25 protein-coding genes are annotated in these 25,236 nt (G+C 66.6%); 16 read left to right on the top strand and 9 right to left on the bottom strand.

Annotated features, from left to right (window positions below; translation table 11 throughout):
- The first annotated feature begins 10 nt into the window (after positions 1-10).
- Genes OCQ_RS22930 through OCQ_RS22920 form a run of 3 tightly spaced genes read left to right on the top strand, consistent with a single transcriptional unit; the run spans position 11 to position 1,776 of the window.
- A complete protein-coding gene (locus OCQ_RS22930) occupies positions 11-382 on the top strand; it encodes a VOC family protein (RefSeq protein WP_008261301.1) in 372 nt (123 codons plus the stop codon).
- Positions 383-392: 10 nt separating this feature from the next.
- Positions 393-911: a mycothiol transferase gene (locus OCQ_RS22925; protein ID WP_008261300.1), complete on the top strand. Its 519-nt coding sequence runs from the start codon at positions 393-395 to the stop codon at positions 909-911.
- A 10-nt stretch (positions 912-921) separates the two neighbouring features.
- Complete coding sequence (locus OCQ_RS22920; RefSeq protein WP_014385881.1) at positions 922-1,776, top strand: hypothetical protein; 855 nt, start codon at positions 922-924, stop codon at positions 1,774-1,776.
- A 9-nt stretch (positions 1,777-1,785) separates the two neighbouring features.
- Here the strand turns inward: OCQ_RS22920 and OCQ_RS22915 are convergent, their stop codons facing one another.
- Positions 1,786-3,528 (bottom strand): cytochrome c biogenesis protein DipZ, encoded by a 1,743-nt coding sequence (locus OCQ_RS22915; protein ID WP_008261296.1) that lies wholly within the window; start codon positions 3,526-3,528, stop codon positions 1,786-1,788.
- A 112-nt stretch (positions 3,529-3,640) separates the two neighbouring features.
- On the opposite strand from OCQ_RS22915, the gene OCQ_RS22910 reads away from it, so the two are divergent.
- The 3 genes from OCQ_RS22910 (at position 3,641) to OCQ_RS22900 (ending at position 7,880) form a co-directional block, all read left to right on the top strand.
- Positions 3,641-4,327, top strand: a complete 687-nt coding sequence (locus OCQ_RS22910) for a TetR family transcriptional regulator (RefSeq protein ID WP_085976859.1) — start codon at positions 3,641-3,643, stop codon at positions 4,325-4,327.
- A 77-nt stretch (positions 4,328-4,404) separates the two neighbouring features.
- Entirely contained in the window at positions 4,405-4,953 is a 549-nt protein-coding gene (locus tag OCQ_RS22905) for an MmpS family transport accessory protein (protein WP_008261293.1), read from the top strand.
- Positions 4,950-7,880 (top strand): MMPL/RND family transporter, encoded by a 2,931-nt coding sequence (locus OCQ_RS22900; protein ID WP_009953516.1) that lies wholly within the window; start codon positions 4,950-4,952, stop codon positions 7,878-7,880. The genes OCQ_RS22905 and OCQ_RS22900 overlap by 4 nt, the downstream gene beginning before the upstream one ends.
- Before the next feature lie 33 nt (positions 7,881-7,913).
- Here OCQ_RS22900 and nrdF read toward each other — a convergent pair whose 3' ends face one another.
- The 6 genes from nrdF to OCQ_RS22870 form a co-directional block, all read right to left on the bottom strand.
- Positions 7,914-8,882 (bottom strand): class 1b ribonucleoside-diphosphate reductase subunit beta, encoded by a 969-nt coding sequence (nrdF, locus tag OCQ_RS22895; RefSeq protein ID WP_008261290.1) that lies wholly within the window; start codon positions 8,880-8,882, stop codon positions 7,914-7,916.
- Positions 8,879-9,526, bottom strand: coding sequence for a superoxide dismutase (locus OCQ_RS22890; RefSeq protein ID WP_008261287.1), 648 nt, complete (start codon positions 9,524-9,526; stop codon positions 8,879-8,881). The genes nrdF and OCQ_RS22890 overlap by 4 nt, the downstream gene beginning before the upstream one ends.
- A gap of 247 nt (positions 9,527-9,773) precedes the next feature.
- Positions 9,774-10,226 carry a DUF5078 domain-containing protein gene (locus OCQ_RS22885; protein WP_008261284.1) on the bottom strand — a complete coding sequence of 151 codons (453 nt, stop codon included), beginning with the start codon at positions 10,224-10,226 and terminating at the stop codon, positions 9,774-9,776.
- Between the two features lie 79 nt (positions 10,227-10,305).
- On the bottom strand, positions 10,306-11,217 hold the full coding sequence (locus tag OCQ_RS22880) for a crotonase/enoyl-CoA hydratase family protein (RefSeq protein ID WP_008261283.1): 912 nt from the start codon (positions 11,215-11,217) through the stop codon (positions 10,306-10,308).
- Positions 11,218-11,224: 7 nt separating this feature from the next.
- Positions 11,225-11,536 (bottom strand): hypothetical protein, encoded by a 312-nt coding sequence (locus OCQ_RS22875; protein ID WP_008261279.1) that lies wholly within the window; start codon positions 11,534-11,536, stop codon positions 11,225-11,227.
- 10 nt (positions 11,537-11,546) lie between these two features.
- Positions 11,547-13,727 carry a prolyl oligopeptidase family serine peptidase gene (locus OCQ_RS22870; protein ID WP_008261277.1) on the bottom strand — a complete coding sequence of 727 codons (2,181 nt, stop codon included), beginning with the start codon at positions 13,725-13,727 and terminating at the stop codon, positions 11,547-11,549.
- A gap of 65 nt (positions 13,728-13,792) precedes the next feature.
- Between OCQ_RS22870 and exaC the strand changes: the two genes are divergently transcribed.
- The 6 genes from exaC to OCQ_RS22840 all read left to right on the top strand — a co-directional run bounded on the left by exaC (position 13,793) and on the right by OCQ_RS22840 (position 18,545).
- Positions 13,793-15,316 carry an acetaldehyde dehydrogenase ExaC gene (gene exaC / locus OCQ_RS22865; protein WP_008261276.1) on the top strand — a complete coding sequence of 508 codons (1,524 nt, stop codon included), beginning with the start codon at positions 13,793-13,795 and terminating at the stop codon, positions 15,314-15,316.
- Between the two features lie 28 nt (positions 15,317-15,344).
- The gene (locus tag OCQ_RS22860) at positions 15,345-15,851 is read left to right on the top strand and encodes a DUF779 domain-containing protein (protein ID WP_050782791.1); all 507 of its coding nucleotides are present in this window, start codon (positions 15,345-15,347) and stop codon (positions 15,849-15,851) included.
- A gap of 19 nt (positions 15,852-15,870) precedes the next feature.
- Positions 15,871-16,149 (top strand): putative holin, encoded by a 279-nt coding sequence (locus tag OCQ_RS22855; protein WP_026071173.1) that lies wholly within the window; start codon positions 15,871-15,873, stop codon positions 16,147-16,149.
- Positions 16,142-16,714, top strand: coding sequence for a hypothetical protein (locus OCQ_RS22850; RefSeq protein ID WP_008261270.1), 573 nt, complete (start codon positions 16,142-16,144; stop codon positions 16,712-16,714). Before OCQ_RS22855 ends, OCQ_RS22850 begins: the two co-directional genes overlap by 8 nt.
- A gap of 144 nt (positions 16,715-16,858) precedes the next feature.
- Positions 16,859-18,256, top strand: a complete 1,398-nt coding sequence (lpdA, locus tag OCQ_RS22845) for a dihydrolipoyl dehydrogenase (protein ID WP_014383364.1) — start codon at positions 16,859-16,861, stop codon at positions 18,254-18,256.
- Positions 18,257-18,263: 7 nt separating this feature from the next.
- On the top strand, positions 18,264-18,545 hold the full coding sequence (locus tag OCQ_RS22840; protein WP_008261268.1) for a hypothetical protein: 282 nt from the start codon (positions 18,264-18,266) through the stop codon (positions 18,543-18,545).
- On the opposite strand, the gene OCQ_RS22835 is transcribed toward OCQ_RS22840, so the two are convergent.
- Together OCQ_RS22835 and ramB are read right to left on the bottom strand one after the other, a co-directional pair.
- A complete protein-coding gene (locus tag OCQ_RS22835) occupies positions 18,540-19,100 on the bottom strand; it encodes a carboxymuconolactone decarboxylase family protein (protein WP_008261267.1) in 561 nt (186 codons plus the stop codon). The two genes, OCQ_RS22840 and OCQ_RS22835, sit on opposite strands and share 6 nt — an antisense overlap.
- Positions 19,097-20,512, bottom strand: a complete 1,416-nt coding sequence (gene ramB, locus OCQ_RS22830) for an acetate metabolism transcriptional regulator RamB (RefSeq protein ID WP_008261266.1) — start codon at positions 20,510-20,512, stop codon at positions 19,097-19,099. The genes OCQ_RS22835 and ramB overlap by 4 nt, the downstream gene beginning before the upstream one ends.
- Positions 20,513-20,670: 158 nt before the next feature.
- Here ramB and OCQ_RS22825 point away from each other — a divergent pair, with 158 nt between their 5' ends.
- The 4 genes from OCQ_RS22825 to OCQ_RS22810 all read left to right on the top strand — a co-directional run bounded on the left by OCQ_RS22825 (position 20,671) and on the right by OCQ_RS22810 (position 25,223).
- Positions 20,671-21,468, top strand: coding sequence for an acyl-[acyl-carrier-protein] thioesterase (locus OCQ_RS22825; protein WP_008261265.1), 798 nt, complete (start codon positions 20,671-20,673; stop codon positions 21,466-21,468).
- 268 nt (positions 21,469-21,736) lie between these two features.
- A complete protein-coding gene (gene aceA / locus OCQ_RS22820; RefSeq protein WP_008261263.1) occupies positions 21,737-23,023 on the top strand; it encodes an isocitrate lyase in 1,287 nt (428 codons plus the stop codon).
- A gap of 376 nt (positions 23,024-23,399) precedes the next feature.
- Positions 23,400-24,263 (top strand): 3-hydroxybutyryl-CoA dehydrogenase, encoded by an 864-nt coding sequence (locus OCQ_RS22815; RefSeq protein WP_014381237.1) that lies wholly within the window; start codon positions 23,400-23,402, stop codon positions 24,261-24,263.
- 99 nt (positions 24,264-24,362) lie between these two features.
- Complete coding sequence (locus OCQ_RS22810) at positions 24,363-25,223, top strand: cyclopropane mycolic acid synthase family methyltransferase (protein ID WP_008261260.1); 861 nt, start codon at positions 24,363-24,365, stop codon at positions 25,221-25,223.
- Positions 25,224-25,236: the final 13 nt, after the last annotated feature.

Below are 25,236 nucleotides of genomic sequence, written 5' to 3'. Positions count from 1 at the left end.
GATCTTCTCCGTGATCGACCACGTGGGCATCAACTGCGCCGACTACGCAAAGTCCCAGCGGTTCTACGACGCGGTGCTGGAGACGCTGGGCTTCTCCCGGCAGCTGGATGTGGGCCCCGCCATCGGGTATGGCCGTGGGGGCAAGCCGACCTTCTGGATCTCAGGCGCGCTGGCCGGACCCAATCGCGAGGTTCACCTGGCGTTCGAGGCGCCCGACGAGGACGCCGTGCGCGCCTTCTATCGGGTGGCCGTGGAGTTGGGCGCCGAACCGCTGCACGAGCCGAGGCTCTGGCCGGAATACCACCCCGGCTACTTCGGCGCGTTCGTGCGCGACCCCGACGGCAACAACGTCGAGGCTGTCTTCCACGGCGCGCTCCCGTAGTGTCGCGAGTATGGCCCGCACCGACGATGCCGCCGTAATCCAAGACCTCCTGCGCGACGCCTTCACCCGGTTGATCGAACACGTCGACGAGATCACCGAGGGATTGACCGAGGAGGTGTCGTCCTATCGGCCGACCCCGGACGCCAACAGCATCGCGTGGCTGCTCTGGCACAGCGCGCGGGTGCAGGACCTCCAGCTGGCCGACGTGGCCGGGGTCGAGCAGGTCTGGCTGCGCGACGGGTGGGTGGACCGGTTCGGACTGGACCTGCCACAGGGCGACATGGGCTACGGGCATTCGCCCGACGACGTCGCCAAGGTGAAGGCGCCCGCGGACCTGCTGTCCGGCTACTACCACGCGGTGCACGAGCTCACCCTCGAATACCTCAGCGGGATCACCGCCGAGGAGCTAGCCCGCGTCGTGGACACCAACTGGGATCCGCCGGTGACGGCCAGCGCCCGGTTGGTCAGCATCATCGACGACTGCGCCCAGCACCTCGGGCAGGCCGCGTACGTGCGGGGGATTGCGTAGATTCGCAGGCGTGCGATTCGCGGCGAGCGTGCTGTTGTGGCTCATCACCACGCTGGCGCTGGCGGTGGCCATCCCCGCGGCGTGGACGCAGCTGCACGTCGTCGACGCCGACGGCTACGCGGCGCTGGCGCGCGGGGCGGCGGCCGACCCGGACCTGCAGTCCGCCATGGCGGCCGAACTGACCACGCGGGCAATGGCTCTCATCGCCGAACACGGCGGGGGCCGTTATCCCGTCGACAGCTCCGACGTGCACGATGCCGCCAGCGCTTTCACCGCCGGGCCAACCTTCCCGCCGCTGTTCGCCCAGGCCAACCGCGCGGCGCACGGCTGGCTGTTCGGTGACCCGGGGGGCGGCGAGAACGGCGATCAGTGGGCGGTCGACGTCGCCCCGATGCTGGGCGACGACTCGATCCGGCCGCTGCTCAGCCGTTACAACGTGACGGTTCCCGCGAAACTGGCTGTCCCGCTGACGGTTTCGATGCCACAAGCGATGCGTCAGGGGCGGCTGAGCCGGCTATCCACCTGGGGGCCGTGGGTGAGCGTGGGGGCGGCGGCGTTGTGCGGGGTCTGCGCGCTGCTCACGCTGGCCGCCGCGCGCCGGCGCGGCAAGGCGCTCAGCAGCCTGGGGGTGTCCGCCCTGCTCGTCGGCGCGGCCGGGTGGGCCGGCCTCGAGGTCGCCGGCCGCTACGTCGACAAGGCGCTCAACCGCACCACCGGCGACATCCGGCGCGTCGCCGAGGCGATGGTCGGACACGCCGAAGCCGGTCTGCACCAATGGCTCAACGTCACGCTGCTGGCCGGCGCCGCCCTGGTGGGACTCGGCGTGGTCGTCGCGATGGTCGGCAGTCTGTGGAAGAAGTCGTGAGCCGCCCCGCTACCCGAACGTGAACGAGAAGACCTGCAGGCCCTTGCTGACCCGCATGTCCAGCTGGTCGCGGTGCGCGGAGTCGTCGGCGACGATCCGGTGCAACGTGGGCGCCCCGCCGATCGGTGTGGTGGTGGTCGTGCCGTCCCGGGTCACGGTGAGCGTGCCGGTGCCGCCGATGACGGCGTAGACGTCCTTCGCGGTGTAGTTCAGCCGGACGGTGGCGTCGTCGCCCTCGGCGGTGGCGCCCTGATCGTCCAGGGTCCAGCGCCCGCGCAGGGCGAACTTGTCGTCGGCCAGGGTCGGCGGAAAGCTCAGCGTGACGGTGCCCGACGTGTAATCGCCGGTGCCGCCGTAGTTTCCGGACCTTTCGACACCGAGGTAGGTTTCGGGCGTGAGCCGGGTCTGCGGGGTGGTGTCGGCCGAACTCGTCGGCGCGGGCAGCGGCGCGCCGGGGTGGGCGTCCGCGAGCAGTTGGCGGATCAGTTTTTCGGTGCCGTCGTAGTCGCCTTCCCCGAACTTCGTGTGCCGCACTTGCCCGTTCGCGTCGATCAGGTATTCGGCCGGCCAGTACAGGTTGTGGAAGTTGTTCCACGTCGCGTAGTCGTTGTCCAGGGCGATGGGGTAGGGGATGTGCAGGTCGGCGGCGCCGCTGGCCACGTTCTCGGGGACCCGCTCGAACGCGTACTCCGGCGTATGCACCCCGATGACGACGAATCCGGCGTCGTGATACCTGTTGTACCAATCGATTACGTGCGGGATCGCGCGTTGGCAGTTGATGCACGAGTAGGCCCAGAAGTCGATCAACACGACCTTGCCGCGCACCTCGGCGGGGTCCAGCGGCTTGCCGTCCGGGGTGTTGAGCCACCCGGTGACGCCGGTCAGGGCGGGCGCGGGCCCGCACTGTTGCAGCTCGTCCGAACCGCTGGAGCAGTCGCTGAGCGCCCCCTCGACGGTGACGCTGGGCGGGCTCAGCGCCAGCCCGGTGCCGCGGTTCGGCTGCTGCGCGGGGGTGGGGTTTAGGCTGTGCCCGATGTCGTTGGCGCCCAGCTTGTTCTGCATCGCCGTCGTGTAGTCGGGGACGGCCCGCTGCAGCATCGCCGGCAGGTTGAACACCAGCGCCACGGCCAGCACGATCATCGCGATCCCGCCGGCGATCTGAATCGCACGCTGCCGTCGGCGGAACGCGGCGACGCGCTCGGCGACGCGGCGCCCGGCCAGCGCGAAGGCCAACAGCGGCACGGCATTTCCGAGGGCGAAGGTCGCGGTCAACACCAGCGCGCCCGGACCGATCGACGAGGTTCCGCCGGCGACCACGATCGCCGCGAGCACCGGACCGGCGCACGGCACGTAGAGCGCGCCCAACGTCAGACCGAGACCGAAACCGTCTGCGTTGGCGCCGATTTGGCGCTGCGGGAGGTAGGCGAACGGCCGTTCGATCAGGTGCTGCACCGGCGGGAAGATCAGCCCCAGGCCGATGAGGGTCAACACCACCAGGGCGGCCCACCGGATCGCGTCCTGCGGCAGGTGCAGCGCCGTCAGCAGCGCGGAGCCGAGCAGGGTGGCCAGGCTGAAGCTGCACACCAGCCCCGCGATCACCAGATACGGGCGGGACACCGAACTCACGCGGCGGGAGTCGGCTCGGGTACCGCCCGCACCGGACAGCAGGATCACCGGGAGCACCGGCAGGATGCACGGCGAGATGCCGGTGATCAGCCCGCCGAGAAACCCGATCAGGGCGATGGTCTGCACGCGCTATTTCCAAGGACGCGACGGGAGCATGGTTCCACCTTTACCCGTTCGCGCCGCCGACGAGAGTGACCTCGCACAAATCACGCAACGTGCGTTATACAAATCACACGACGTGCGTTACGCTCTTCCGGTGGCGCAACTGACATTCCAGCGTGCCCGCACCGAGGAAAAGAAGCGCCAACGTGCGGAGGCCCTCGTGGAAGCCGCACGCTCGCTGGCGATGGAGACGGGCGTCGCGTCGGTCACCCTGACCGCGGTGGCGAGCCGCGCCGGAATTCACTATTCGGCGGTGCGCCGCTACTTCACCTCGCACAAGGAAGTGCTGCTGCGCCTGTCCGCCGAGGGGTGGGTGCGGTGGTCGAACACCGTGTCGGACAAGCTGGCCGAGCCCGGCGCCAAATCGCCGTCGCGCATCGCCGGGACGCTGGCCGAGGCGCTGGCCGACGATCCGCTGTTCTGCGACCTGCTGGCCAACCTGCACCTGCACCTGGAGCACGAGGTGGACGCGGAGCGGGTCATCGAGGTCAGGCGCATCAGCACCGCCGCCACGCGCTCGCTCGCCGATGCCATCGAGAGGGCGCTGCCCGAGCTCGGGCGGTCGGGGTCGCTCGACATCCTGCTGGCCGCGTACTCGCTGGCGGCCACCCTGTGGCAGGTCGCGAACCCGCCGGCGGATCTCACTGACGTCTACGCCGAGGAGCCGGAAGTGGCTCCGCCGGAGTGGAATCTGGACTTCGCGACCGCGCTGACGCGCCTGCTGACTGCCACGTGCATCGGGCTCATCGCGGAAGCCGCATGAACTCAGGGAGGGAGGCCGGTAACGCTGTGGCTTGGCGATCTTCAACCGGTGAACACGGGAAGGGACTTGGAGCGCCCATGACGACGACTGAGCCAAGGACCGAGCCGCTGCAGCAGCAGGGCTCCGCCGGCGGGGAGGGCGAAAAGGCCGCTCCGCAGCGCGCCAAGAAAAAGGGGGTTTTGGGGCGTTTCTGGCTGGTGCTCACGATCGCGGCTGTCGTCGCGCTGTCGGGTTTCGTCGTGTACCGGTTGCACGGCGTCTTCGGCGTTCACCGCGGTTCGTTCGGTGGTGGCACCTCGGGAGAGGTCCTCGACGAGTTCAACGCCAAGACGATCACGCTCCAGGTCTGGGGCCCGCCGGGCAGCACGGCGACCATCAACTACCTCGACGAAAACTCCCATCCGCAGCAGGCCCTCAACGTGCCCTTGCCCTGGAGCAAAGTATTGAGTTCAACGAAGCCCGGCATCCCGGCAAACCTGGTGGCGCAAGGCGACGGCAGTTGGATCGCCTGCCAGTTCGTGGTGAACAAGCACGACGGAAGCGGTGACGTCATCAAGACGCCGAATCGCTCGGATCCCAACCAAACCGTGAACGCCTTCGTCTATTGCCTGGACAAGTCCGCATGAGCGAGCCGGGCGAGGTTCCGCCGCGCGTCGATCAGCCGCTGATCCCGCCGTTCCTGCCGCGGATGATCCACAAGCTGGCCCTGCCGATCGTCCTGGTGTGGTTGGGCATCGTGTTCGTCACCAACACCGTGGCCCCGCAGCTGGAGGTCGTCGCCAAAACCCACTCGGTGTCGATGAGTCCGACCGACGCGGCGTCCTTCCAGTCGATGATGAAGGTCGGGTCGACGTTCAAAGAGTTCAACTCCGACAACTCGGCCATGATCCTGCTGGAGGGCGACAAGCCACTCGGGGCCGAAGCGCACCGCTACTACGACGAGATCGTCAGGCGCGTCGAGCAAGACAAGAAACACGTCCAGCACGTCCAGGATTTCTGGAGCGATCCGCTCACGGCGGCGGGTTCCCAGAGCCACGACCAAAAGGCCGCGTACGTCCAGGTTTACCTCGCCGGCAACATGGGCGGCGGCCTGGCGAACGAGTCCGCCGCGGCCGTCCGCAAGATCGTGGACTCGGTACCCGCGCCGCCGGGAATCAAGGCATACGTCACCGGCGCGGGTCCGCTGTTCGCCGATCAATCCCACGCGGGTGAGAAGGGCGTAGCGAAGGTCACGCTCGTCACGTTCTTGGTGATCATCTTGATGCTGCTGTTCGTCTATCGGTCGGCGATCACCATGCTGATCATGCTCGTCATGGTGTTCATCGAACTGGCGGCGGCCCGTGGCGTCGTCGCGGTCCTGGGAAACTACGGGATCATCGGGCTTTCCACCTTCGCCAACAACATGCTGGTGCTGATGGCGATCGCTGCCGGGACCGACTACGCGATCTTCGTGGTCGGCCGCTACCACGAGGCCCGTGGTCTGGGCGAATCGCGCGAAAAAGCGTTCTACACCATGTTCCACAGCACCGCGCATGTCGTGCTCGGGTCGGGATTGACCATCGCCGGCGCGATGTACTGCCTGAGCTTCTGCCGGCTGCCGTACTTCCAGACGCTGGGCGTGCCGTGCGCGGTCGGCATGCTGGTGGCGGTTCTAGCGGCGTTGACGCTGGGCCCGGCGGTGTTGACGGTGGCGTCGTTCTTCAAGCTCATGGACCCGAAGCGCAAGCTGCAGACCCGGGGCTGGCGTCGCATGGGCACCGCGGTGGTCCGCTGGCCCGCACCCGTTCTCGCGGTGACCATCGCGGTCGCGTTGGTCGGTCTGCTCGCCCTGCCCGGTTACAAGACGGACTACGACAACCGCCACTTCCTGCCGGCGGACACCCCGGCCAATGTCGGTTATGCCGCCGCGGATCGGCACTTCGACCAGGCTCGGCTCAATCCCGAGCTGTTGATGATCGAGACCGATCACGACCTGCGTAACCCGGCCGACTTCCTGGTCTTGGACAAGGTCGCCAAGGCGGTGTTCCACATCCCGGGTATCGGCCGGGTGCAGACCATCACCCGGCCGTTGGGCACGCCGCTCGACCACAGCACCCTCGGGTTTCAGATGGGCGCGCAAGCCGCGGGGCGGATCCAGACCCAGCACTACCAAGAGGAGCAGGCGAACAATCTGCTCAAGCAGGCCGACGAGCTGCACAAGACGATGGCAACGCTGCACGAGCAGATGCAGGTGACCCAGGATCTGAGCAACACCACGCACGAAACCACCAGGCTCACCAAGGAAACCGTGCAGATCACCGAGAGGTTGCGCGACGACATCGCCAACTTCGACGACTTCCTCCGGCCGATCCGCAGCTACTTCTACTGGGAGAAGCACTGCTACGACATCCCGGCCTGCTGGGCACTCCGGTCGGTCTTCAACGCGCTCGACGGCATCGACCAGGTGGCCGAGAACATCGTGAACCTGAGCGCGAACCTGGACAAGCTGGATCGGATCCAGCCCAAGCTGGTGGCGCTGATCCCCCCGCAGATCGAGAGCCAGCAGCGCAACCTCGACACCATCATGTCGAATTACGCGATCACACAGGGACTTAACGAACAGGCGAAAGCGCAGGCCGACAACGCCACCGCGCAGGGCGATGCCTTCGACAAGGCGAAGAACGACGACACGTTCTACCTTCCGCCGGAGGCGTTCAAGAGCCCGGATTTCGCGCGGGGTCTCAAGCAGTTCATATCGCCGAACGGGCACGCCGTCCGGCTGATCATCTCCCACGAAGGCGACCCGGCGACCCCCGAAGGCATCAACCACATCGAGCCGATCAAGCAGGCCGTGCACGAGGCGATCAAGGGCACCCCCTGGGAGGGCGCCAAGGTCTACCTCGGCGGCACCGCGGCGACGTACAAGGACATGCACGACGGCTCCGACATCGACCTGATCATCGCCGGAATCGCCGCGGCCACTTTGATTTTCGTCATCATGCTGGTGATCACCCGAAGCGTCGTGGCGGCCGTCGTGATCGTCGGCACGGTGTTGCTGTCGCTGGGCGCCTCGTTCGGACTCTCCGTGCTCTTATGGCAGTACATCCTGGGTTTGAAGTTGCACTGGATGGTGCTGGCGATGGCGGTTATCCTGCTGCTGGCGGTCGGCTCGGACTACAACCTGCTGCTGATATCGCGGTTCAAAGAGGAAATCCACGCCGGGCTCAAGACCGGGACGATCCGCGCGATGGCCGGTTCGGGCTCGGTGGTCACCTCCGCCGGTCTGGTGTTCGCCGCGACGATGGCCACGTTCATGTTCAGCCCGCTGCTGGTGATGGCCCAGGTGGGTACGACGATCGCGCTGGGTCTGCTGTTCGACACCTTGATCGTGCGGTCGTTCATGACACCGTCGCTGGCCACCTTGCTCGGGCGCTGGTTCTGGTGGCCGCAGCACGTGCGGCCACGGCCGGCCAGCACCATGCTGCGACCGTACGGACCGCGTCCCGCGGTGCGCGAGCTGATCCTCAACGACGTCGAGGAGCACCCGCCGGGCGGATTGGTACAGCCGCGCTGATCCTACGAAGCGTGAGCAGCCCGCTGCGGGTGGTCAGAAGTCCCAGTCCGCGTCCTCGGTGGCCTGGTGGGAGCCGATGACATAGGAGCTGCCCGACCCGGAGAAGAAGTCATGGTTCTCGCCGGCGCCGGGATCGAGCGCCGAGAGCACCGCTGGGTTCACCCGGCAGTCCGAGGGCCCGAACATCGGCTCGTACCCGAGGTTGGCCAGGGCCCGGTTCGCGTTGAACCGCATGTAGGGCAGTACGTCGTCGGTCCAGCCCAGGCCGTCGTACAGATCGTGGGCATAATCAATCTCGTTGGTGTACAACGCATTCAGCAGCTCGTAGGTGTACTCGCGGTGGCCGGACCGCTCTGATTCCGAAAGCTCGGCGAGTCCGCACTGACACTTGTAGCCGATGTAGAAGCCGTGCACGGCTTCGTCGCGGATGATTAGCCGGATGATGTCGGCGGTGTTGGTGAGCTTGCCGCGCGAGGACCAGTACATCGGCAGGTAGAAACCGGAGTAGAACAGAAACGATTCCAGCATGACCGACGCCGCCTTGCGTTTGAGGGCGTCGTCCCCGCGGTAATAGTCGACGACGATCTGAGCCTTGCGCTGCAGGTGCGGATTGCGCTCGGACCAGTCGAAGGCGTCGTCGATCTGGCGGGTGGAGCACAGCGTCGAAAAGATCGAACTGTAGCTCTTGGCGTGGACCGATTCCATGAACGCGATGTTGGTCAGCACCGCCTCCTCGTGGGGCGTGACCGCATCGGCGATCATCGACACCGCGCCGACGGTGGCCTGCGTCGTATCGAGCAACGTGAGCCCGGTGAACACTCGCACGGTCGTCTGCTGCTCCTGCGCGGTCAGCGTCTGCCATGACGCCGAGTCGTTGGACAGCGGCACCTTCTCCGGCAGCCAGAAGTTGCCCGTCAGCCGATCCCATACCTGCGCGTCCTTGGGGTCGGGCAGGCGATTCCAGTTGACCGCCCGCATTCGATCCACCGATCGGATGCTCATCGCGCGCCGCCGATCTCGTCGCTGCTGTGTAGCCCGGACAGGTCGCCGCGGCGAGCGGCCTCGAAGCGGACGGCGACGTCGGCCCAATTCACGATGGACCACAGCCTGTCGACGTAGTCGGCCTTGACGTTGCGGTACTGCAGGTAGAACGCGTGCTCCCAGGCGTCGAACACCAGCAGCGGAGTGCTGGTGATCGCCACGCTGACGTGGTGATCGTGAATCTGGTGCACGACCAGACGACGCCCGATCGGGTCCCACGCCAGCGCACCCCACCCCGAACCCTGCACGCTGGAGGTGGCCCCGGTCATCTCGGCGCGGAACGCCTCGAATCCGCCGAAGAACTCGTCGATGGCGGCGGCCAGTTCCCCCTCGGGCCTTTCGGCGGCCTCCGGCGAGAGATTCGTCCAAAAGATCGAGTGCAAGGCATGGCCGGCGAGGTGAAACGCCAGCGTCCGCTCCAGGCCCGGCAAGTGGGCGAGGTTGCGCTCGGCACGCGCCTCGGCGAGCTGGTCGACGGTCGAGTTGGCGCCCTTGACGTAGGCGGCGTGATGCGCGTCGTGGTGCAGCTGCATGATCTCGCCGCTGATCGCGGGCTCGAGCGCACCGTAGTCATAGGTCAGGTCGGGCAGGACGTAGTGGGGCATGGCTCTCCCTCGTCGGTGTGGGCTGTCGTCCGAACATACCGCGAGATTTCGGGTAGCCAAATAATTTGTTCCGAGGTACCGTAATTCGTGTCGGTGGGTGTACCGACAGCCACGCGGCCCGCACCGGTTCTCCGGTGCGGGCCGTACCTTTCAGTGGTGAAACGGCAGCAGGGCACACCAAAAGACTCAGCGCCCAGGAGGAGATTCCTGGGCGCTGGGTGGGTGAATACCGCTTATGCCGTGAGGATTACGACCAGTTCCACACCGACATGTCGCCGGGCGGGTAGGTGTTGCAGATGTCGGTGGCCTTGGCGACCACGCCCTTGTTGTTCCAGAAGATCTTCATGTGGTTGGGCCAGGCCAACCACAGCGGATCGGCCTGTGGCGCATAGAAGTTCTCGGAGTAGTTCCGGCGGTCGGCCGGCGACAACGCATAGAACCAGTGGGCCTTGTCGATGGCGGCCTGGTTCACGTTGGGGTGGTTGTTGAAGTCGATCATGTAGCGCTGGTAGTACACCGGGCTGGTGTCCCGGGTTGCCGCCAGGATCTGCTCAGCATCACATGTGGTGTTGATCATCCGGCGGGGGATCGGGAAGTCCTCCGTGGAGTCGGCTACCGCGGTCGACGGGAAGATCGCAGCGGTAACACCCAGAGCAAGGAACACAGCGCCTGCACGCAGGCCGGTACTCAGCCGAGACATAGCAGTTACGGTAGCACTTTTTGGCCGGACGCGGATATTTCCCAGCTGACTGCCAGGGGATCTCTAGCCTGTCTCAGTATCAGTCCCGATCAGGGACGATGACGTGTGACGGGTCCGGCCGCAGCTCCGGCGGGGCCTGGCTGTAGTCCCCGAACGGGCCGTCGCGGCGCTCGACGGCGGCGCGCACGCCCTCGTCCTCCGCGATCTTGATGAAGCCCAGGGCGTCGGGCGTATTGCGCATCAGGCCGTCGAGGATGCCGCCCAGCGTCTGGGTGGAGGCCAGGCCCATGTTCTCGTAGGCCTGGTTAACGATCAGCTTTTGCGCCTGCAACTGCGACAAGGGGATCTGCGCCAGTTCGGCCGCGATCTCGGCCACCCGCGCTTCGAGGCGCTCGAAGGGCACCGCCTCGTTGATCAGCTCGATCTCCGCGGCCTGCACGCCGGTCAGGGGACGCCCGGTCAGCGAGTGCCACTTCACCTTGGCCAGGCTCAGCCGGTAGAGCCACATCCCGGTCAGGTACGCGCCCCACATCCTGCTGTAGGGGGTGCCGATCACGGCGTCCTCGCTGGCGATGACGAGATCGGCGCACAGCGCGTAGTCGCTGGCACCGCCCACGCACCAGCCGTGCACCTGGGCGATCACCGGTTTGGACGCCCGCCAGATGGCCATGAACTTTTGCGTCGGCCCGGTCTCGCGGGCGCTGACCATCGCGAAGTCCTTGCCGGGATCCCACTTTCCGTCGCTCATCATGGATTCGCCCCAGTGCTGGAAACCGCCGCCGAAGTCGTAGCCGCCGGAGAACGCCCGGCCCGCCCCGCGCAGCACGATGACCTTGACGGCCGGGTCGCGCTCGGCCAGGCCGACCGCGGCCTCGATCTCGTCGGGCATGGGCGGCACGATCGTGTTCAGCTGCTCGGGCCGGTTCAGCGTGATGGTGGCCACCGGGCCGGCCGTGCGGTAGAGCAGGGTCTGGAAGTCGCTGCTTGGCATGGCGTCCTTAAGGGTCGGGCTGCCGGTTTTCCGGTGACGAGGCGTAGATCCGCCCGGCGATCTTCAGATACGGCGTGGTGAGGTAGGCCGAGAAGGCGACGATGGCCGAAAAGATCGCCGCCACGACGACCCCGTTGGGCCACAGCTGGCCGGTCCCCACCGCGAAGCAGGCGATGCCGATGATCGCAGTCGCCCAGTAGAACCGCCGGCCCGCGCGACGGTCGTTGATGAAGCGGTACCGTGCCTGGGCCGCCGACGCCAGGATGAAGATCAGCCCGGTCGCCAACAGGGTGAGTTCGATGCGCTGCGCCGCTGACACGTCGTTGATCCTATGACTGCGTGCGCCCGCCCAGCATCTGCCATAGGAACGAGTAGGTCAGCGCCGACTTGAAGGCGACCTGCTCGTTGTCGGCCGCGCCGGCGTGGCCGCCCTCGATGTTCTCGTAGTAGAACACCGGGTGGCCGGCGGCCTCGAGGGCCGCGGTCATCTTGCGGGCGTGCCCCGGATGCACCCGGTCGTCGCGGGTGGACGTGGTCATCAGCACCGGCGGGTACCGGCGCGTCGCCGAAATGTTTTGGTAGGGCGAGTATTCGGCGATGAATTTCCAATCGTCGGGGTTGTCCGGGTCACCGTACTCGGCCACCCACGACGCGCCGGCCAGCAGCAGGTGGTAGCGCTTCATGTCCAGCAGCGGGACGCTGCACACCAGCGCGCCGAATTTCTCCGGGTACTGGGTCAGCATGATGCCCATCAGCAGGCCGCCGTTGCTGCCGCCCTGCGCGCCGAGCTGCTCGACGCGTGTGATGCCGCGGTCCACCAAATCGGTTGCCACGGCGGCGAAGTCCTCGGCGACCTTGTGCCGGCCCTCGCGTATCGCCTGGGTGTGCCACTCGGGGCCGTATTCGCCGCCGCCGCGGATGTTGGCCAACACGTACGTGCCGCCGCGGGCCAGCCACAGCCGCCCCAGCACGCCGCTGTAACCGGGCGTGTTCGACGATTCGAATCCGCCGTAGCCGTAGAGCAGGGTGGGCGCCGGTCCGTCGGACGCCGGGCCGGCGGGCCGCACCACGAAGTAGGGGATCGGCGTGCCGTCCTTCGACTTCACGAAGTTCTGTGTCACGGAGATGTTTTCGGCATCGAAGAACGCCGGGGCGGACTTGAGCTGTTCGAGGGCCCCGTCGTCGGTGCCCCGCATCAGCCGGGACGGTGTGTCGAATCCACTGGAATCCAGGAAGAACTCGTCGCCGGTGTCGTCGGCGGAGACGACGACGGTGTTGGTGGCGGCCGGGATCCCGGCCACGGGTTCGCGGCGCCAGGATGCCCGTGACGATCGCAAGCGCGGCGGAGCCGGGCGCAGCGGGTCGTCACCCGATGCCCGTGACGATCGCAAGCGCGGCGGAGCCGGGCGCAGCGGGTCGTCACCCGATGGCCGTGACGGCGTGACGATCTCGACGCGACTGGCCACGTCCACCAGCGAGACGATCACCAGCCGGTCGCGGGTCCACGCGTAGTGGTTGAGCGCCGTGTGTTCGTCGGGTTCGAAGACCACCTGCAATTGCGCTGTGCCGCCGAGGAATTCCTCGTAGTCGGCGGCCAGCAGCGACCCGGCGCCATAGGTAGTGCCGCCGAAGAACCAATCGCTGCGCAGCTCGACCAGCAGCCATTCGCGGTGCAGGCTCACGCTGGCGTCGGTGGGGGTGTCGATGCGGATGAGTTCCGGCCCGCGCAGCTCGTAGAGTTCTTCGTTCCAGAAGTCCAGCGCCCGCCCGATCAGGGTGCGCTCGTACCCGGGGATCCGGCTGGCGCTGGCCGCCACGTTCACGTCGGAACGGGCGCCCTCGAAGACGGTCTCGGCCTCGGCCAGGGGTGTGCCCCGGCGCCACCGCTTGACCACCCGCGGGTAGCCCGAATCGGTGAGCGTGTCGGGCCCGAAGTCGGTGCCGACCAGGACGGTGTCGGGGTCTTCCCAGCTGACCTGCGACTTGGCTTCCGGAAGTTCGAATCCGTCGGTGACGAATTCCCTTGTCAGCATGTCGAATTCGCGCACGATCGAGGCGTCCGAGCCGCCGCGGGAGAGGCTGACCAGCGCGCGGGTGTACTCGGGGTAGATGACGGCGGCGCCGGCCCACACCCATTTCTCGCCGTCGGCCCGGCCCAGTTCGTCGACGTCGATCAGCACGTCCCACTCGGGGGTATCGGTGCGGTAGCTGTCCAGCGTGGTGCGCCGCCACAGCCCGCGGGGGTTGGCCGCGTCACGCCAGAAGTTGTAGAGGTATTCGCCGCGGCGTACCACGTAGGGGATGCGGGCGTCGGTGTCGAGCACCTCGAGCGCCTCGGTGCGCATCCGCTCGAAATCGGTGTCGCGGAAGCGCGCCAGCGTCGGCTCGTTGCGCGCCCGCACCCAATCCAGCGCCTCGTCGCCGGTGACGTCCTCGAGCCAGAGGTAGGGGTCTTCGCTGTCCTGAGGGTCGGTGCGCGCGTGCGGCGTCGTGGAAGCGTTGGAAGCCATGGAAGCCATTGTGGCCACGGCGGTACTGTGAGGTGTATTACACAGCCGAACGAGGAGTGAGAGCAGTGACCGTTTTCGCACGTCCAGGTGCCGCCGGGGCGTTGATGTCGTATGAGTCTCGCTACGAGAACTTCATCGGGGGGCAGTGGGTTCCGCCGGCGCGGGGGCGCTACTTCGAGAACCCGACACCGGTCACCGGCCAGACGTTCTGCGAGGTGGCCCGTTCGGATGAGGCCGACGTCGACAAGGCGCTCGACGCCGCCCACGCGGCCGCGCCGGCGTGGGGTAAGACGGCGCCGGCCGAGCGCGCCGCGATCCTGAACAAGATCGCCGACCGCATCGACGAACACACCGCCGCGCTGGCGGTGGCCGAGGTCTGGGACAACGGCAAGCCGATCCGCGAGGCGCTGGCCGCCGACATCCCCTTGGCGGCCGACCACTTCCGGTACTTCGCCGCGGCGCTGCGCGCCCAGGAGGGCTCGCTGAGCCAGATCGACGACGACACCGTCGCCTACCACTTCCACGAGCCGCTCGGCGTGGTCGGGCAGATCATCCCGTGGAACTTCCCCATCCTGATGGGCGCCTGGAAGCTGGCGCCCGCGTTGGCCGCCGGCAACGCGGTGGTGCTCAAACCCGCTGAGCAGACGCCGGTTTCGGTGCTCTACCTGATGTCGCTGATCGGCGATCTGCTGCCGCCCGGGGTGATCAACGTCGTCAGTGGGTTCGGCGCCGAGGCCGGTAAGCCGCTGGCATCGAGCAACCGGATCGCCAAGATCGCGTTCACCGGCGAGACCACCACGGGGCGACTGATCATGCAGTACGCGTCGCAGAACCTGATCCCGGTCACCCTCGAACTCGGGGGCAAGAGCCCCAACATCTTCTTCTCCGATGTGATGGCCAAGGCCGACGACTATCAGGACAAGGCTCTGGAGGGCTTCACGATGTTCGCCCTCAACCAGGGCGAGGTGTGCACCTGCCCGTCGCGCAGCCTGGTCCAGGCCGACATCTACGACGAGTTCCTGGAGCTGGCCGCGATCCGCACCAAGGCGGTCCGGCAGGGCGACCCGCTGGACTCCGAGACCATGCTGGGGTCGCAGGCGTCCAACGACCAGCTGGAAAAGGTGTTGTCCTACATCGAAATCGGCAAGGACGAGGGCGCCAAGGTGATCACCGGAGGCGAACGCGCCGAGCTCGGCGGCGACCTGTCCGGCGGCTTCTACATGCAGCCCACCATCCTGGGCGGCGACAACTCGATGCGGGTCTTCCAGGAGGAGATCTTCGGGCCGGTGGTGGCGGTGACGTCGTTCTCCGATTACGACGACGCCATGTCGATCGCCAACGACACCCTCTACGGCCTGGGGGCGGGGGTGTGGAGCCGCGACGGCAACACCGCCTACCGGGCCGGGCGCGACATCCAGGCCGGCCGGGTGTGGGTGAACTGCTACCACGTCTATCCCGCCCACGCGGCGTTCGGCGGCTACAAGCAGTCCGGCATCGGCCGGGAGAACCACAAGATGATGCTGGACCACTATCAGCAGACCAAGAACATGCTGGTGTCCTACTCCGAGAAGGCGCAAGGGTTCTTCTGACGCGCCGGCGACGATGCAGAGCGAAGCGATGAGTGGAAGCGGCGCGAGGGGTCTCGCGCCCGCCGGAGTGGCCATCACCGCCCCGGCCGCCGAGGTACTGACGCGGCTGCAGGCGGCGCACGGCCCGGTGATGTTCCACCAGTCCGGCGGCTGCTGCGACGGCTCGTCGCCGATGTGCTACCCGCTCGGCGACTTCCTGGTCGGCGATCGCGACGTCCTGCTCGGCGTGCTCGACGTCGGACCCGACGGCGTGCCGGTGTGGATTTCGGGCCCGCAGTACGCGGCCCACTATCGCGACAAGCACACCCAGTTGGTGATCGACGTGGTGCCCGGCCGCGGCGGCGGGTTCAGCCTGGAGGCACCCGACGGCGTCCGGTTCCTGTCCCGCGGCCGCGTCTTCACCGCCGAAGAACAGGCGTCTTTGGCCGGCGCGCCGGTCATCACGGGCGCCGGTTACGAGCGGGGTGAACGGCCCGCGACACGCGGTCCGGTGGTGGCCGGCGCGGGCGCGCAGACATGCCCTGCGCCTCGGTGACCGCAGTACAGTCGAGAAAGTGATTCCCCTGCCCCGTCCCTGGTTACTGGCCGGCGCCATGCTGATCGGAAGCGCGGTCGGGGCCCTGGCGTGCGTGGCGTACACCGTCGTGGTCCACGCCAGCGTCCGCCCGGACATCGCGATCGCGTCGGTGGTTGGCATCCCCAGCGTCGTCGGGCTGACGATGATCCTGTTCTCCGGGCGCCGCTGGGTCACCGCGCTGGGCGCGTTCATCCTGGCGGCGGCGCCGGGCTGGTTCGGTGTGCTCGTCGCGTTGCGGGTGACCGCCGGTGCCTGACGACAAGGACGCCGCGAGCCCAGGGACCGAGGCCTTCGTGCCGGACTTCTCCGACGATGAACGCGAGACCGAGGACACCGGGACCCAGTCCTGGGTCCCCGATTTCGACGACGACTCCGACTCCGAGATCGCGGACACCGGCGAGCGGCCGGCGGCCACCGAGCCCGAACCCGGCGAGCCAGAACCGGAGGCCGCCACCGGATCCGCCGTCCCGGTGCAGTCGGTCACCGTCCCCGGTCGCTACTTCTACGTCAAGTGGTGGAAGTTGGCCCTGATGCTGCTGGGCGTGTGGGCCGCCGCGGCCGTGGTCGGGCTGGGTTTGTTCTCGTGGTGGTACGGCTCGATCGACAAGACTCCGGCGCTGTTCGCGGTGCTGGTCTACGTGGCGGTGTGCGTGGTCGGCGGCGTGATGCTCGCGATGGTGCACGGCAGGCCGCTGGTTTCCGCGCTGTCGGTGGCGCTGATGTCGGGGCCGTTCGCCGCCGTGGCCGGCGCGGCACCCCTGTACGGCTATTACTACTGCGAGCGAGTGGGCCACTGCCTGGTCGGCGTCATTCCGTATTGACCTGATTCCGAGGCGCCCCGCGAGTGTGGGGGTGAGGGACGAATTTCCGGCGTTTCCGGTACGTAGCGCCCACCCTCGGCGCGTTGGAAGCGGCGCGACTCACGGCGTTGTCCGCTGCGAGCCGGCGCCCACTAGGGTGGGCACGTGACTTCTCACTATGACGTCGTCGTCCTCGGGGCCGGCCCCGGCGGATATGTCGCGGCCATTCGCGCCGCACAACTCGGCCTTTCCACCGCGGTCGTCGAGCCGAAGTACTGGGGCGGGGTTTGCCTCAACGTCGGCTGCATTCCGTCCAAGGCGCTGCTGCGCAACGCCGAACTCGCGCACATCTTCACCAAAGAGGCTAAGACCTTTGGCATCAGCGGAGAGGCGACCTTCGACTACGGCGTCGCCTTCGACCGCAGCCGCAAGGTGGCAGAGGGCCGCGTCGCGGGCGTGCACTTCCTGATGAAGAAGAACAAGATCACCGAGATCCACGGCTACGGCCGGTTCACCGACGCGAACACCATCTCGGTCGAACTCAACGACGGCGGGACCGAGACGGTCACGTTCGACAACGCCATCATCGCCACCGGCAGCAGCACCCGGCTGGTTCCGGGCACCTCGCTGTCGGCCAACGTGGTCACCTACGAGGAACTGATCCTGTCCCGCGAGCTGCCTGAGTCGATCATCATCGCCGGTTGCGGAGCGATCGGCATGGAGTTCGGCTACGTGCTGCGCAACTACGGGGTCGACGTGACCGTCGTGGAGTTCTTGGCGCGCGCGCTGCCCAACGAGGACGCCGAGGTGTCCAAGGAGGTTGAGAGGCAGTTCAAGAAGCTGGGCGTCAAAATCCTCACCGGTACCAAGGTCGAGTCGATCTCCGACAACGGTGCCGAGGTGACTGTGGCCGTCAGCAAGGACGGCAACACCCAGGAGCTCAAGGCCGCGAAAGTGTTGCAGGCCATCGGTTTTGCGCCCAACGTCGAGGGCTACGGCCTCGAGGCCGCCGGGGTCGCGCTGACCGACCGCAAGGCCATCGGCATCACCGACTACATGCGCACCAACATCGAGCACATCTACGCCATCGGCGATGTCACCGGGAAGCTGCAGCTCGCCCACGTCGCCGAGGCCCAGGGCGTCGTGGCGGCCGAAACCATCGCCGGCGCAGAGACTTTGGCGCTCGGTGACTACCGGATGATGCCGCGCGCGACCTTCTGCCAGCCTCAGGTGGCCAGCTTCGGCCTCACCGAGGAGCAGGCCCGCGAGGAAGGCCACGACGTGGTGGTGGCGAAGTTCCCGTTCACCGCGAACGGCAAGGCCCACGGTGTCGGCGACCCGAGCGGGTTCGTCAAGCTGATCGCCGACTCGAAATACGGTGAGCTGCTGGGCGGTCACCTGGTGGGGCACGATGTCTCGGAGCTGCTTCCGGAGCTGACGCTGGCGCAGAAGTGGGATCTGACCGCCACCGAGCTGGCCCGCAACGTGCACACCCACCCGACCATGTCCGAGGCGCTGCAGGAATGCTTCCACGGGCTGACCGGACACATGATCAATTTCTGAGCCGCGCATGATTCGCACCGTCACGCCCCAGACGATCGCGGGCGCCGTCGCCGGCCTGGCGACCGGTTATGTCGTGTGGCTGCTCGGCATTTCGACCGGGGACAACGCGACGGCGGGCCAGTGGGGTCCGCTGGTCTTGCTGGCCTCGGTGGTGCTGGGAATCGGCGCCGCGATCTGGGGTGCCTGGCAGCGACGACGCGGGAAGCTGGGCTGGGCGGCGTTCGCCTTCGGCCTGCCGGTACTTCCCGTGGTCCTGACGCTGGCCATTTTGGCCGACGTCTACCTATAGCTGCTGCGGGTTGTCCAGCGGAATCTCGAGCGTCGCCATCGTCGCGGCCAGCCCATCGTATTGGCTTGCCAGCAAGCAGAATTCGATCAGCTGCCGCCGGTCCAGGTGAGTCGCCAGCTCGCGCCAGGTGGCGTCGGTGACGGTGCGGTCGTTGACGAACTCGTCGGTCGCCGCCAGCAGCGCCTGCTGACGCACAGTCAGGCGCCCCTCGACCGGGTCCAGCCGTTCCGGCCACGCGAAGATCGCGGCCTGCGCGTCGGCGTCGAGCCCGGCCTTGCGCGCCATCCGGCGATGGTGCTGCAGTTCGTATTCGCATGCCCGTAGGTGTCCGACCCGCAGGATCACCAGCTCGGTGTCGATGGTCGGCAGCTTCCCGCGCAGCAGCCGGCCCCCGTAGGCCAGCCACGTCCAAAACAGCAACTGGCGCTGGCCCAGGATGGTGAACAGGTGCATCTCCGGTGCGCGCACGGTGCGCGCGCCCAGCTTCGCGATCACCCAATTGATCGGTCCCAGTTGGCGGAATCGCCCCGGCGGGATGCGGCCGTCGGGACTCACGGTTGCGTCACCAGGTACGGGGACACCGTGCTGCGATGCTCGTCGAGATCGAGCGCGCGCCCGAGCGCCGGGAAGGCGCGCTGCGGACAGTTGTCGCGCTCACAGACCCGGCATCCCGCGCCGATCGGTGTGGAGATTTCCCCCGACAAGTCGAGTCCTTCCGAGTAGACGAGCCGGTGCGCGTGGCGAAGCTCGCACCCCAGGCCGATCGCGAAGGTCTTACCGGGCTGACCATACCGGGCCGCGCGTCGTTCCACGGTGCGGGCCACCCACATGTAGTTGCGGCCGTCGGGCATCTGCGCGATCTGGACCAGGATCTTGCCCGGGTTGGCGAAGGTTTCGTAGACGTTCCACAGCGGGCAGGTGCCTCCGCTGGAGGAGAAATGAAAACCGGTGGCGGACTGGCGTTTTGACATGTTGCCGGCGCGGTCGACCCGGACGAAGGAGAACGGCACCCCGCGCATCGACGGGCGCTGCATCGTCGAGAGCCGGTGCGCGATGGTCTCGTAGCTGATCGAGTAGAAGGAAGACAACCGTTCGACGTCGTAGCGGAAATTCTCTGCGACGTCGTGGAATTGGCGGTAGGGGAGCACGGCGGCCGCGGCGAAGTAGTTGGCCAGACCGAGCCGGGCCAGCGTATGCGACTCGTCGCTGGTGAACTTGCCCTGCGCGACCAGGTCATCGATCAGATCCCCGAACTCGAGGTAGGCCAGTTCGGCGGCCATCTTGAACACCTGCTGCCCCAGCGAGAGGTGATTGCTGATCTCCAGCGTCTTGGTGGCGGGGTCGTAGCGGTGCAGCACGGTGTCGCCGAGATCGATGCGGCGGTTGATGTGCACCCCGTGCACCTCGGTGAGCCGGCGCGTCAACTCCCGGGCCAGATCGCCGTGGTGCAACCGCATCTTGATGGTGAGCTCCTCGGCGGCGGTGTCCAGCTCGTGCAGGTAGTTCTGCCGTTGGTAGAAGTAGTCGCGCACCTCCTCGTGCGGCATGGTGATCGATCCGCTGCCGCTGCCGTCGGAGAACCGCTCCTCGGTGGCGGCCGCCAGCTGCGCGGTGGTGATCCGGTAACGGCGGTGCAGGTTGACCACCGCCCGCGCCAACCCGGGATGAGCGCTGACCATTTCGGCGACCTCGGTCGGGTCGACGTCGATGTCGAGGTCGCGGTCCAGGGTGACCTCGCGCAGCTCGGCGACCAGCCGGGTGTCGTCCTGTGAGGAGAAGAACGTGGCGTCCACCCCGAACACCTCGGTGATGCGCAGCAGCACGGCCACCGTCAGGGGGCGAACGTCGTGCTCGATCTGGTTGAGGTAGCTCGGGGAGATTTCCAGCATCTGAGCCAGCGCGGCCTGGGAAAACCCGCGCTCGTTGCGCAGCTGGCGGACCCGCGAGCCGACGAACGTCTTGGACACCTCACCGAGGTTACCGGCCTTGCGAAGCTTTGGTTCGCAGAGTTGGCAGCGGGTCTCGCGCGTCGCGATTGGTGTTCGATGGCCCTCGTTGGCATTATTCGACCGGGGCCTCGGGCCTTAACCTGGGGTAACCGCGAGGAGGAAACGGGGAGCGCACCGTGAGCCTGGATAAACAACTGATGCCGGTGCCCGACGGTCACCCGGACGTTTTCGACCGCCAGTGGCCGTTGCGGGTCGGGGATATCGACCGCACGGGCCGGCTGCGACTGGACGCCGCGTGCCGGCACATCCAGGACATCGGCCAGGACCAGCTACGCGAGATGGGTTTCGAGGAGACCCATCCGCTGTGGATCGTCCGGCGCACGATGATCGACCTGATCCGACCGGTCGAATTCAGCGACATGCTGCGGATGCGCAGATGGTGCTCGGGCACCTCCAATCGCTGGTGCGAGATGCGGGTCCGCATCGACGGCAAGCGCAAGGGCGGGCTCATCGAGTCCGAGGCCTTCTGGATCAACATCAACCGGGAGACCCAGATGCCCTCGCGCATCGCCGACGACTTCCTGGCGGGCCTGCACAAGACCACGTCGGTCGACCGGCTGCGATGGAAGTCTTATCTGAAGCCGGGCAGCCGGGACGACGCGGTCGAGATCCACGAGTTTCCCGTCCGGGTCACCGACATCGACCTGTTCGACCACATGAACAACTCCGTGTACTGGAGCGTGGTCGAGGACTACCTGGCCTCGCACACCGAGCTGATGCAGGCGCCGTTGCGCATCACGATCGAGCACGAGGCGCCGGTGGCGCTGGGGGACAAGCTGGAGATCATCTCGCACATCCACCCCGCCGGATCGACCGAGCAATTCGGTCCCGACCTGGCCGATCGCACTGTTACAACGCTCACATACGCCGTCGGCGACGAGACGAAAGCCGTCGCGTCGATCTTTGCTAGGTAACAGGACAAGCGTCCCGGTTAAATTGCCCTCTGACCTGCTGCTTTGGGGTTACTGACGGGTAGCTTCTGAAACGGTCAAGCAAGTTAGCAACTTAACAAGATTCGCAAATTTGCCCGTTCCCGTTGCTGAAATTGGCAATTGAAACGGGTGGACCGGCCCCCCTGAGCTGTGCCATCTTCGAGTTAGCACACCAGTGAAGTTGAGCCGCTAGCTACCGCCGGTGAGGCGTTCAGCAACCCAGTAGTGAAGATCGTGAAGGAGCATGCCCATGTCTGTTGTTGGCACCCCCAAGAGCGCCGAACAGATTCAGAAGGACTGGGACACCAACCCGCGGTGGAAGGACGTCACCCGCACCTACAGCGCCAAGGACGTCGTCGCCCTGCAGGGCACCGTCGTCGAGGAGGCCACCCTGGCCCGCCGCGGCGCCGAGGTGCTGTGGGAGCAGCTCCACGACCTCGAGTACATCAACGCGCTCGGCGCGCTGACCGGGAACATGGCCGTCCAGCAGGTGCGCGCCGGCCTCAAGGCCATCTACCTGTCCGGGTGGCAGGTCGCCGGGGACGCGAACCTGTCCGGGCACACCTACCCCGACCAGAGCCTCTACCCGGCCAACTCGGTGCCCCAGGTGGTCCGCCGGATCAACAACGCGCTGCTGCGCGCCGACGAGATCGCCAAGGTCGAGGGCGACACCTCGGTGAAGAACTGGCTGGCCCCCATCGTCGCCGACGGTGAGGCCGGTTTCGGTGGCGCGCTCAACGTCTACGAGCTGCAGAAGGCCATGATCGCGGCCGGTGTGGCGGGCTCGCACTGGGAGGACCAGCTGGCTTCGGAGAAGAAGTGTGGTCACCTGGGCGGCAAGGTGCTGATCCCGACCCAGCAGCACATCCGCACCCTGACCTCGGCCCGGCTGGCGGCCGACGTTTGCGACGTGCCGACCGTCGTCATCGCCCGGACCGACGCCGAGGCGGCCACCCTGATCACCTCGGACGTCGACGAGCGTGACCAGCCGTTCATCACCGGTGAGCGCACCAAGGAGGGCTTCTACCGGGTCCGCAACGGCCTGGAGCCCTGCATCGCCCGGGCCAAGGCGTACGCGCCGTACTCCGACCTGATCTGGATGGAGACCGGCACTCCGGACCTCGAGCTCGCCGCGAAGTTCGCCGAGGGCGTCAAGTCCGAGTTCCCCGACCAGATGCTGGCCTACAACTGCTCGCCGTCGTTCAACTGGAAGAAGCACCTTGACGACTCCACCATCGCGAAGTTCCAAAAGGAGCTCGGCGCAATGGGATTCAAGTTCCAGTTCATCACCCTGGCCGGCTTCCACGCCCTGAACTACTCGATGTTCGACCTGGCCTACGGCTACGCCCGCAACCAGATGAGCGCCTACGTCGAGCTGCAGGAGCGCGAGTTCGCCGCCGAGGAGCGTGGCTACACCGCCACCAAGCACCAGCGTGAGGTGGGTGCCGGTTACTTCGACCGCATCGCCACCACGGTCGACCCGAGCTCGTCGACCACCGCGCTGACCGGCTCCACCGAAGAGGGGCAGTTTCACTGAGCCCGAGCGGCGCAGGCCGCGAGGACGAAGTGCAACCGACGGCTTGAGTCACTGAGCCCGAGCGGCGCATGCCGCGAGGACGAAGTGAAACCGACGGCTTGAGTCACTGAGCCCGAGCGGCGCAGGCCGCGAGGACGAAGTGCAACCGACGGCTTGAGTCACTGAGCCCGAGCGGTGCTTGCCGCGAGCGGCGCATGCCGCAAGCGCGCCGAGCGTGCATCGGTGGCGAGAATTCGGCCGAACTTTCGCCCTGAGTACACGCTCGTCGCACCGAAAATGAGATGAAGTAGCGTAGGCCCCGCCCAGGCCAACCCTGGGCGGGGCCTATTGCGGTGCAAGACGATACGGTCACCGCAGAGAACCGGAGAGAATTGAAGTGAGTGACGCAGCGATTCAGCGAGTAGGCGTGGTCGGGGCCGGCCAGATGGGATCCGGCATCGCCGAGGTCTCGGTCCGCGCCGACGTCGACGTGACGGTGTTCGAGACCACCGAGGCCCTCATCGCGGCGGGACGCAACCGCATCGTCAAGTCGCTGGAGCGCGGCGTCAGCGCGGGCAAGGTCACCGAGCGCGAACGCGACCGCGCGCTGAGCAAGCTCACCTTCACCACGGACCTGAACGACCTCGCCGACCGCCAACTGGTCATCGAGGCGATCATCGAGGACGACGCCGTCAAGGCGCAGGTCTTCGCCGAACTCGACCGGGTGATCACCGATCCCGACGCGGTGCTGGCGTCCAACACCTCCAGCATCCCGATCATGAAGATCGCCGCGGCCACCAAGAACCCGCAACGCGTGCTGGGTCTGCACTTCTTCAACCCGGTGCCGGTGTTGCCGCTGGTCGAGTTGGTCAGCACGCTGGTCACCGACGAGGCCGCCGCCGCGCGCACCGAGGAGTTCGCGAGCGCGGTCCTGGGCAAGCAGGTAGTGCGCTGCTCGGACCGGTCCGGCTTCGTGGTGAACGCGTTGCTGGTGCCCTACCTGCTCTCGGCGATCCGCATGGTGGAGGCCGGATTTGCCACGGTCGAGGATGTGGACAAGGCTGTGGTGGCCGGGCTGTCGCACCCGATGGGCCCGCTGCGCCTGTCCGACCTGGTCGGCCTGGACACCTTGAAGTTGATCGCGGACAAGATGTTCGAGGAGTTCAAGGAGCCGCAGTACGGGCCGCCGCCGTTGCTGCTGCGCATGGTGGAGGCCGGCCGGCTCGGCAAGAAGACCGGCCAGGGCTTCTACAAGTACTGACCACTCGCGGGTGACATACCGCGGGGCGCATGACACGCTGGCCGCTATGCCGTCGGCTAGTATGCGTGCGTTTAATACGACGAAAGGTATGTACCGCGGATGACGAGGCTTGAGCCGTATTACGAGGAGTCGCAGTCCATCTACGACGTCTCGGACGAATTCTTCGCATTGTTTCTCGACCCGACGATGGCCTACACGTGCGCCTATTTCGAGCGCGACGACATGACCCTCGAAGAGGCCCAGTATGCGAAATTCGACCTGGCGCTGGGAAAGCTGAACCTCGAGCCGGGGATGACCCTGCTGGACATCGGCTGCGGCTGGGGCGGCGCGCTCAAACGGGCCGTCGAGCGCTACGACGTCAACGTCATCGGAATCACGCTGAGCCGCAACCAATTCGAGTACAGCAAGAAGATGCTGGCCGGATTGCCGACGGACCGCAACATCGAAGTGCGCCTGCAGGGCTGGGAAGAGTTCGAGGACAAGGTCGACCGGATCGTGACGATCGGCGCCTTCGAGGCCTTCAAGATGGAGCGCTATCCCGCATTTTTCGATCTCGCCTATGACATCCTTCCCGACGACGGCCGGATGCTTTTGCACACCATTTTGATGTATCAGTGGCAGGAATATCCCGCTCTCGGCGTCACATTGACGATGAGCGATATCCGGTTCGCGCGATTCATCGGCCAGGAGATTTTCCCGGGTGGCCAACTGCCGGCGCAGGAGGACATTTTCAAGTTCGGCGAGGCCGCCGGATTCTCGGTCGAGCGGGTGCAGTTGCTGCAGGAGCATTACGCGCGGACCCTCAACATCTGGGCGGCGAATCTGGAAGCCAATAAGGAAAAGGCGATCGCCGTCCAATCCCAAGAGGTCTACGACAAGTACATGCACTATCTGACCGGGTGCGAGAATTTCTTCCGCAAGGGCATCAGCAACGTGGGGCAATTCACGTTGGTCAAATAGCCCAGTCGAGTCA

Source organism: Mycobacterium paraintracellulare (assembly GCF_000276825.1).
GTDB classification, from domain to species: Bacteria; Actinomycetota; Actinomycetes; order Mycobacteriales; family Mycobacteriaceae; genus Mycobacterium; species Mycobacterium intracellulare.
The sequence above is the reverse complement of the archived record's forward strand: the minus strand, read 5'-3'. Positions and strand labels throughout refer to the sequence as shown.

Excerpts from the sequence above, each read along its gene's own strand:
- OCQ_RS22925 (WP_008261300.1), top strand. The coding sequence starts at position 393 with ATGGCCCGCACCGACGATGCCGCCGTAATCCAAGACCTCCTGCGCGAC.
- OCQ_RS22905 (WP_008261293.1), top strand. The coding sequence starts at position 4,405 with ATGACGACGACTGAGCCAAGGACCGAGCCGCTGCAGCAGCAGGGCTCC.
- OCQ_RS22885 (WP_008261284.1), bottom strand. The coding sequence starts at position 10,226 with ATGTCTCGGCTGAGTACCGGCCTGCGTGCAGGCGCTGTGTTCCTTGCT.
- OCQ_RS22880 (WP_008261283.1), bottom strand. The coding sequence starts at position 11,217 with ATGCCAAGCAGCGACTTCCAGACCCTGCTCTACCGCACGGCCGGCCCG.
- aceA (WP_008261263.1), top strand. The coding sequence starts at position 21,737 with ATGTCTGTTGTTGGCACCCCCAAGAGCGCCGAACAGATTCAGAAGGAC.
- OCQ_RS22870 (WP_008261277.1), bottom strand. The coding sequence starts at position 13,727 with ATGGCTTCCAACGCTTCCACGACGCCGCACGCGCGCACCGACCCTCAG.
- OCQ_RS22890 (WP_008261287.1), bottom strand. The coding sequence starts at position 9,526 with ATGCCCCACTACGTCCTGCCCGACCTGACCTATGACTACGGTGCGCTC.
- OCQ_RS22900 (WP_009953516.1), top strand. The coding sequence starts at position 4,950 with ATGAGCGAGCCGGGCGAGGTTCCGCCGCGCGTCGATCAGCCGCTGATC.
- nrdF (WP_008261290.1), bottom strand. The coding sequence starts at position 8,882 with ATGAGCATCCGATCGGTGGATCGAATGCGGGCGGTCAACTGGAATCGC.
- OCQ_RS22860 (WP_050782791.1), top strand. The coding sequence starts at position 15,345 with ATGAGTGGAAGCGGCGCGAGGGGTCTCGCGCCCGCCGGAGTGGCCATC.
- OCQ_RS22840 (WP_008261268.1), top strand. The coding sequence starts at position 18,264 with ATGATTCGCACCGTCACGCCCCAGACGATCGCGGGCGCCGTCGCCGGC.
- OCQ_RS22810 (WP_008261260.1), top strand. The coding sequence starts at position 24,363 with ATGACGAGGCTTGAGCCGTATTACGAGGAGTCGCAGTCCATCTACGAC.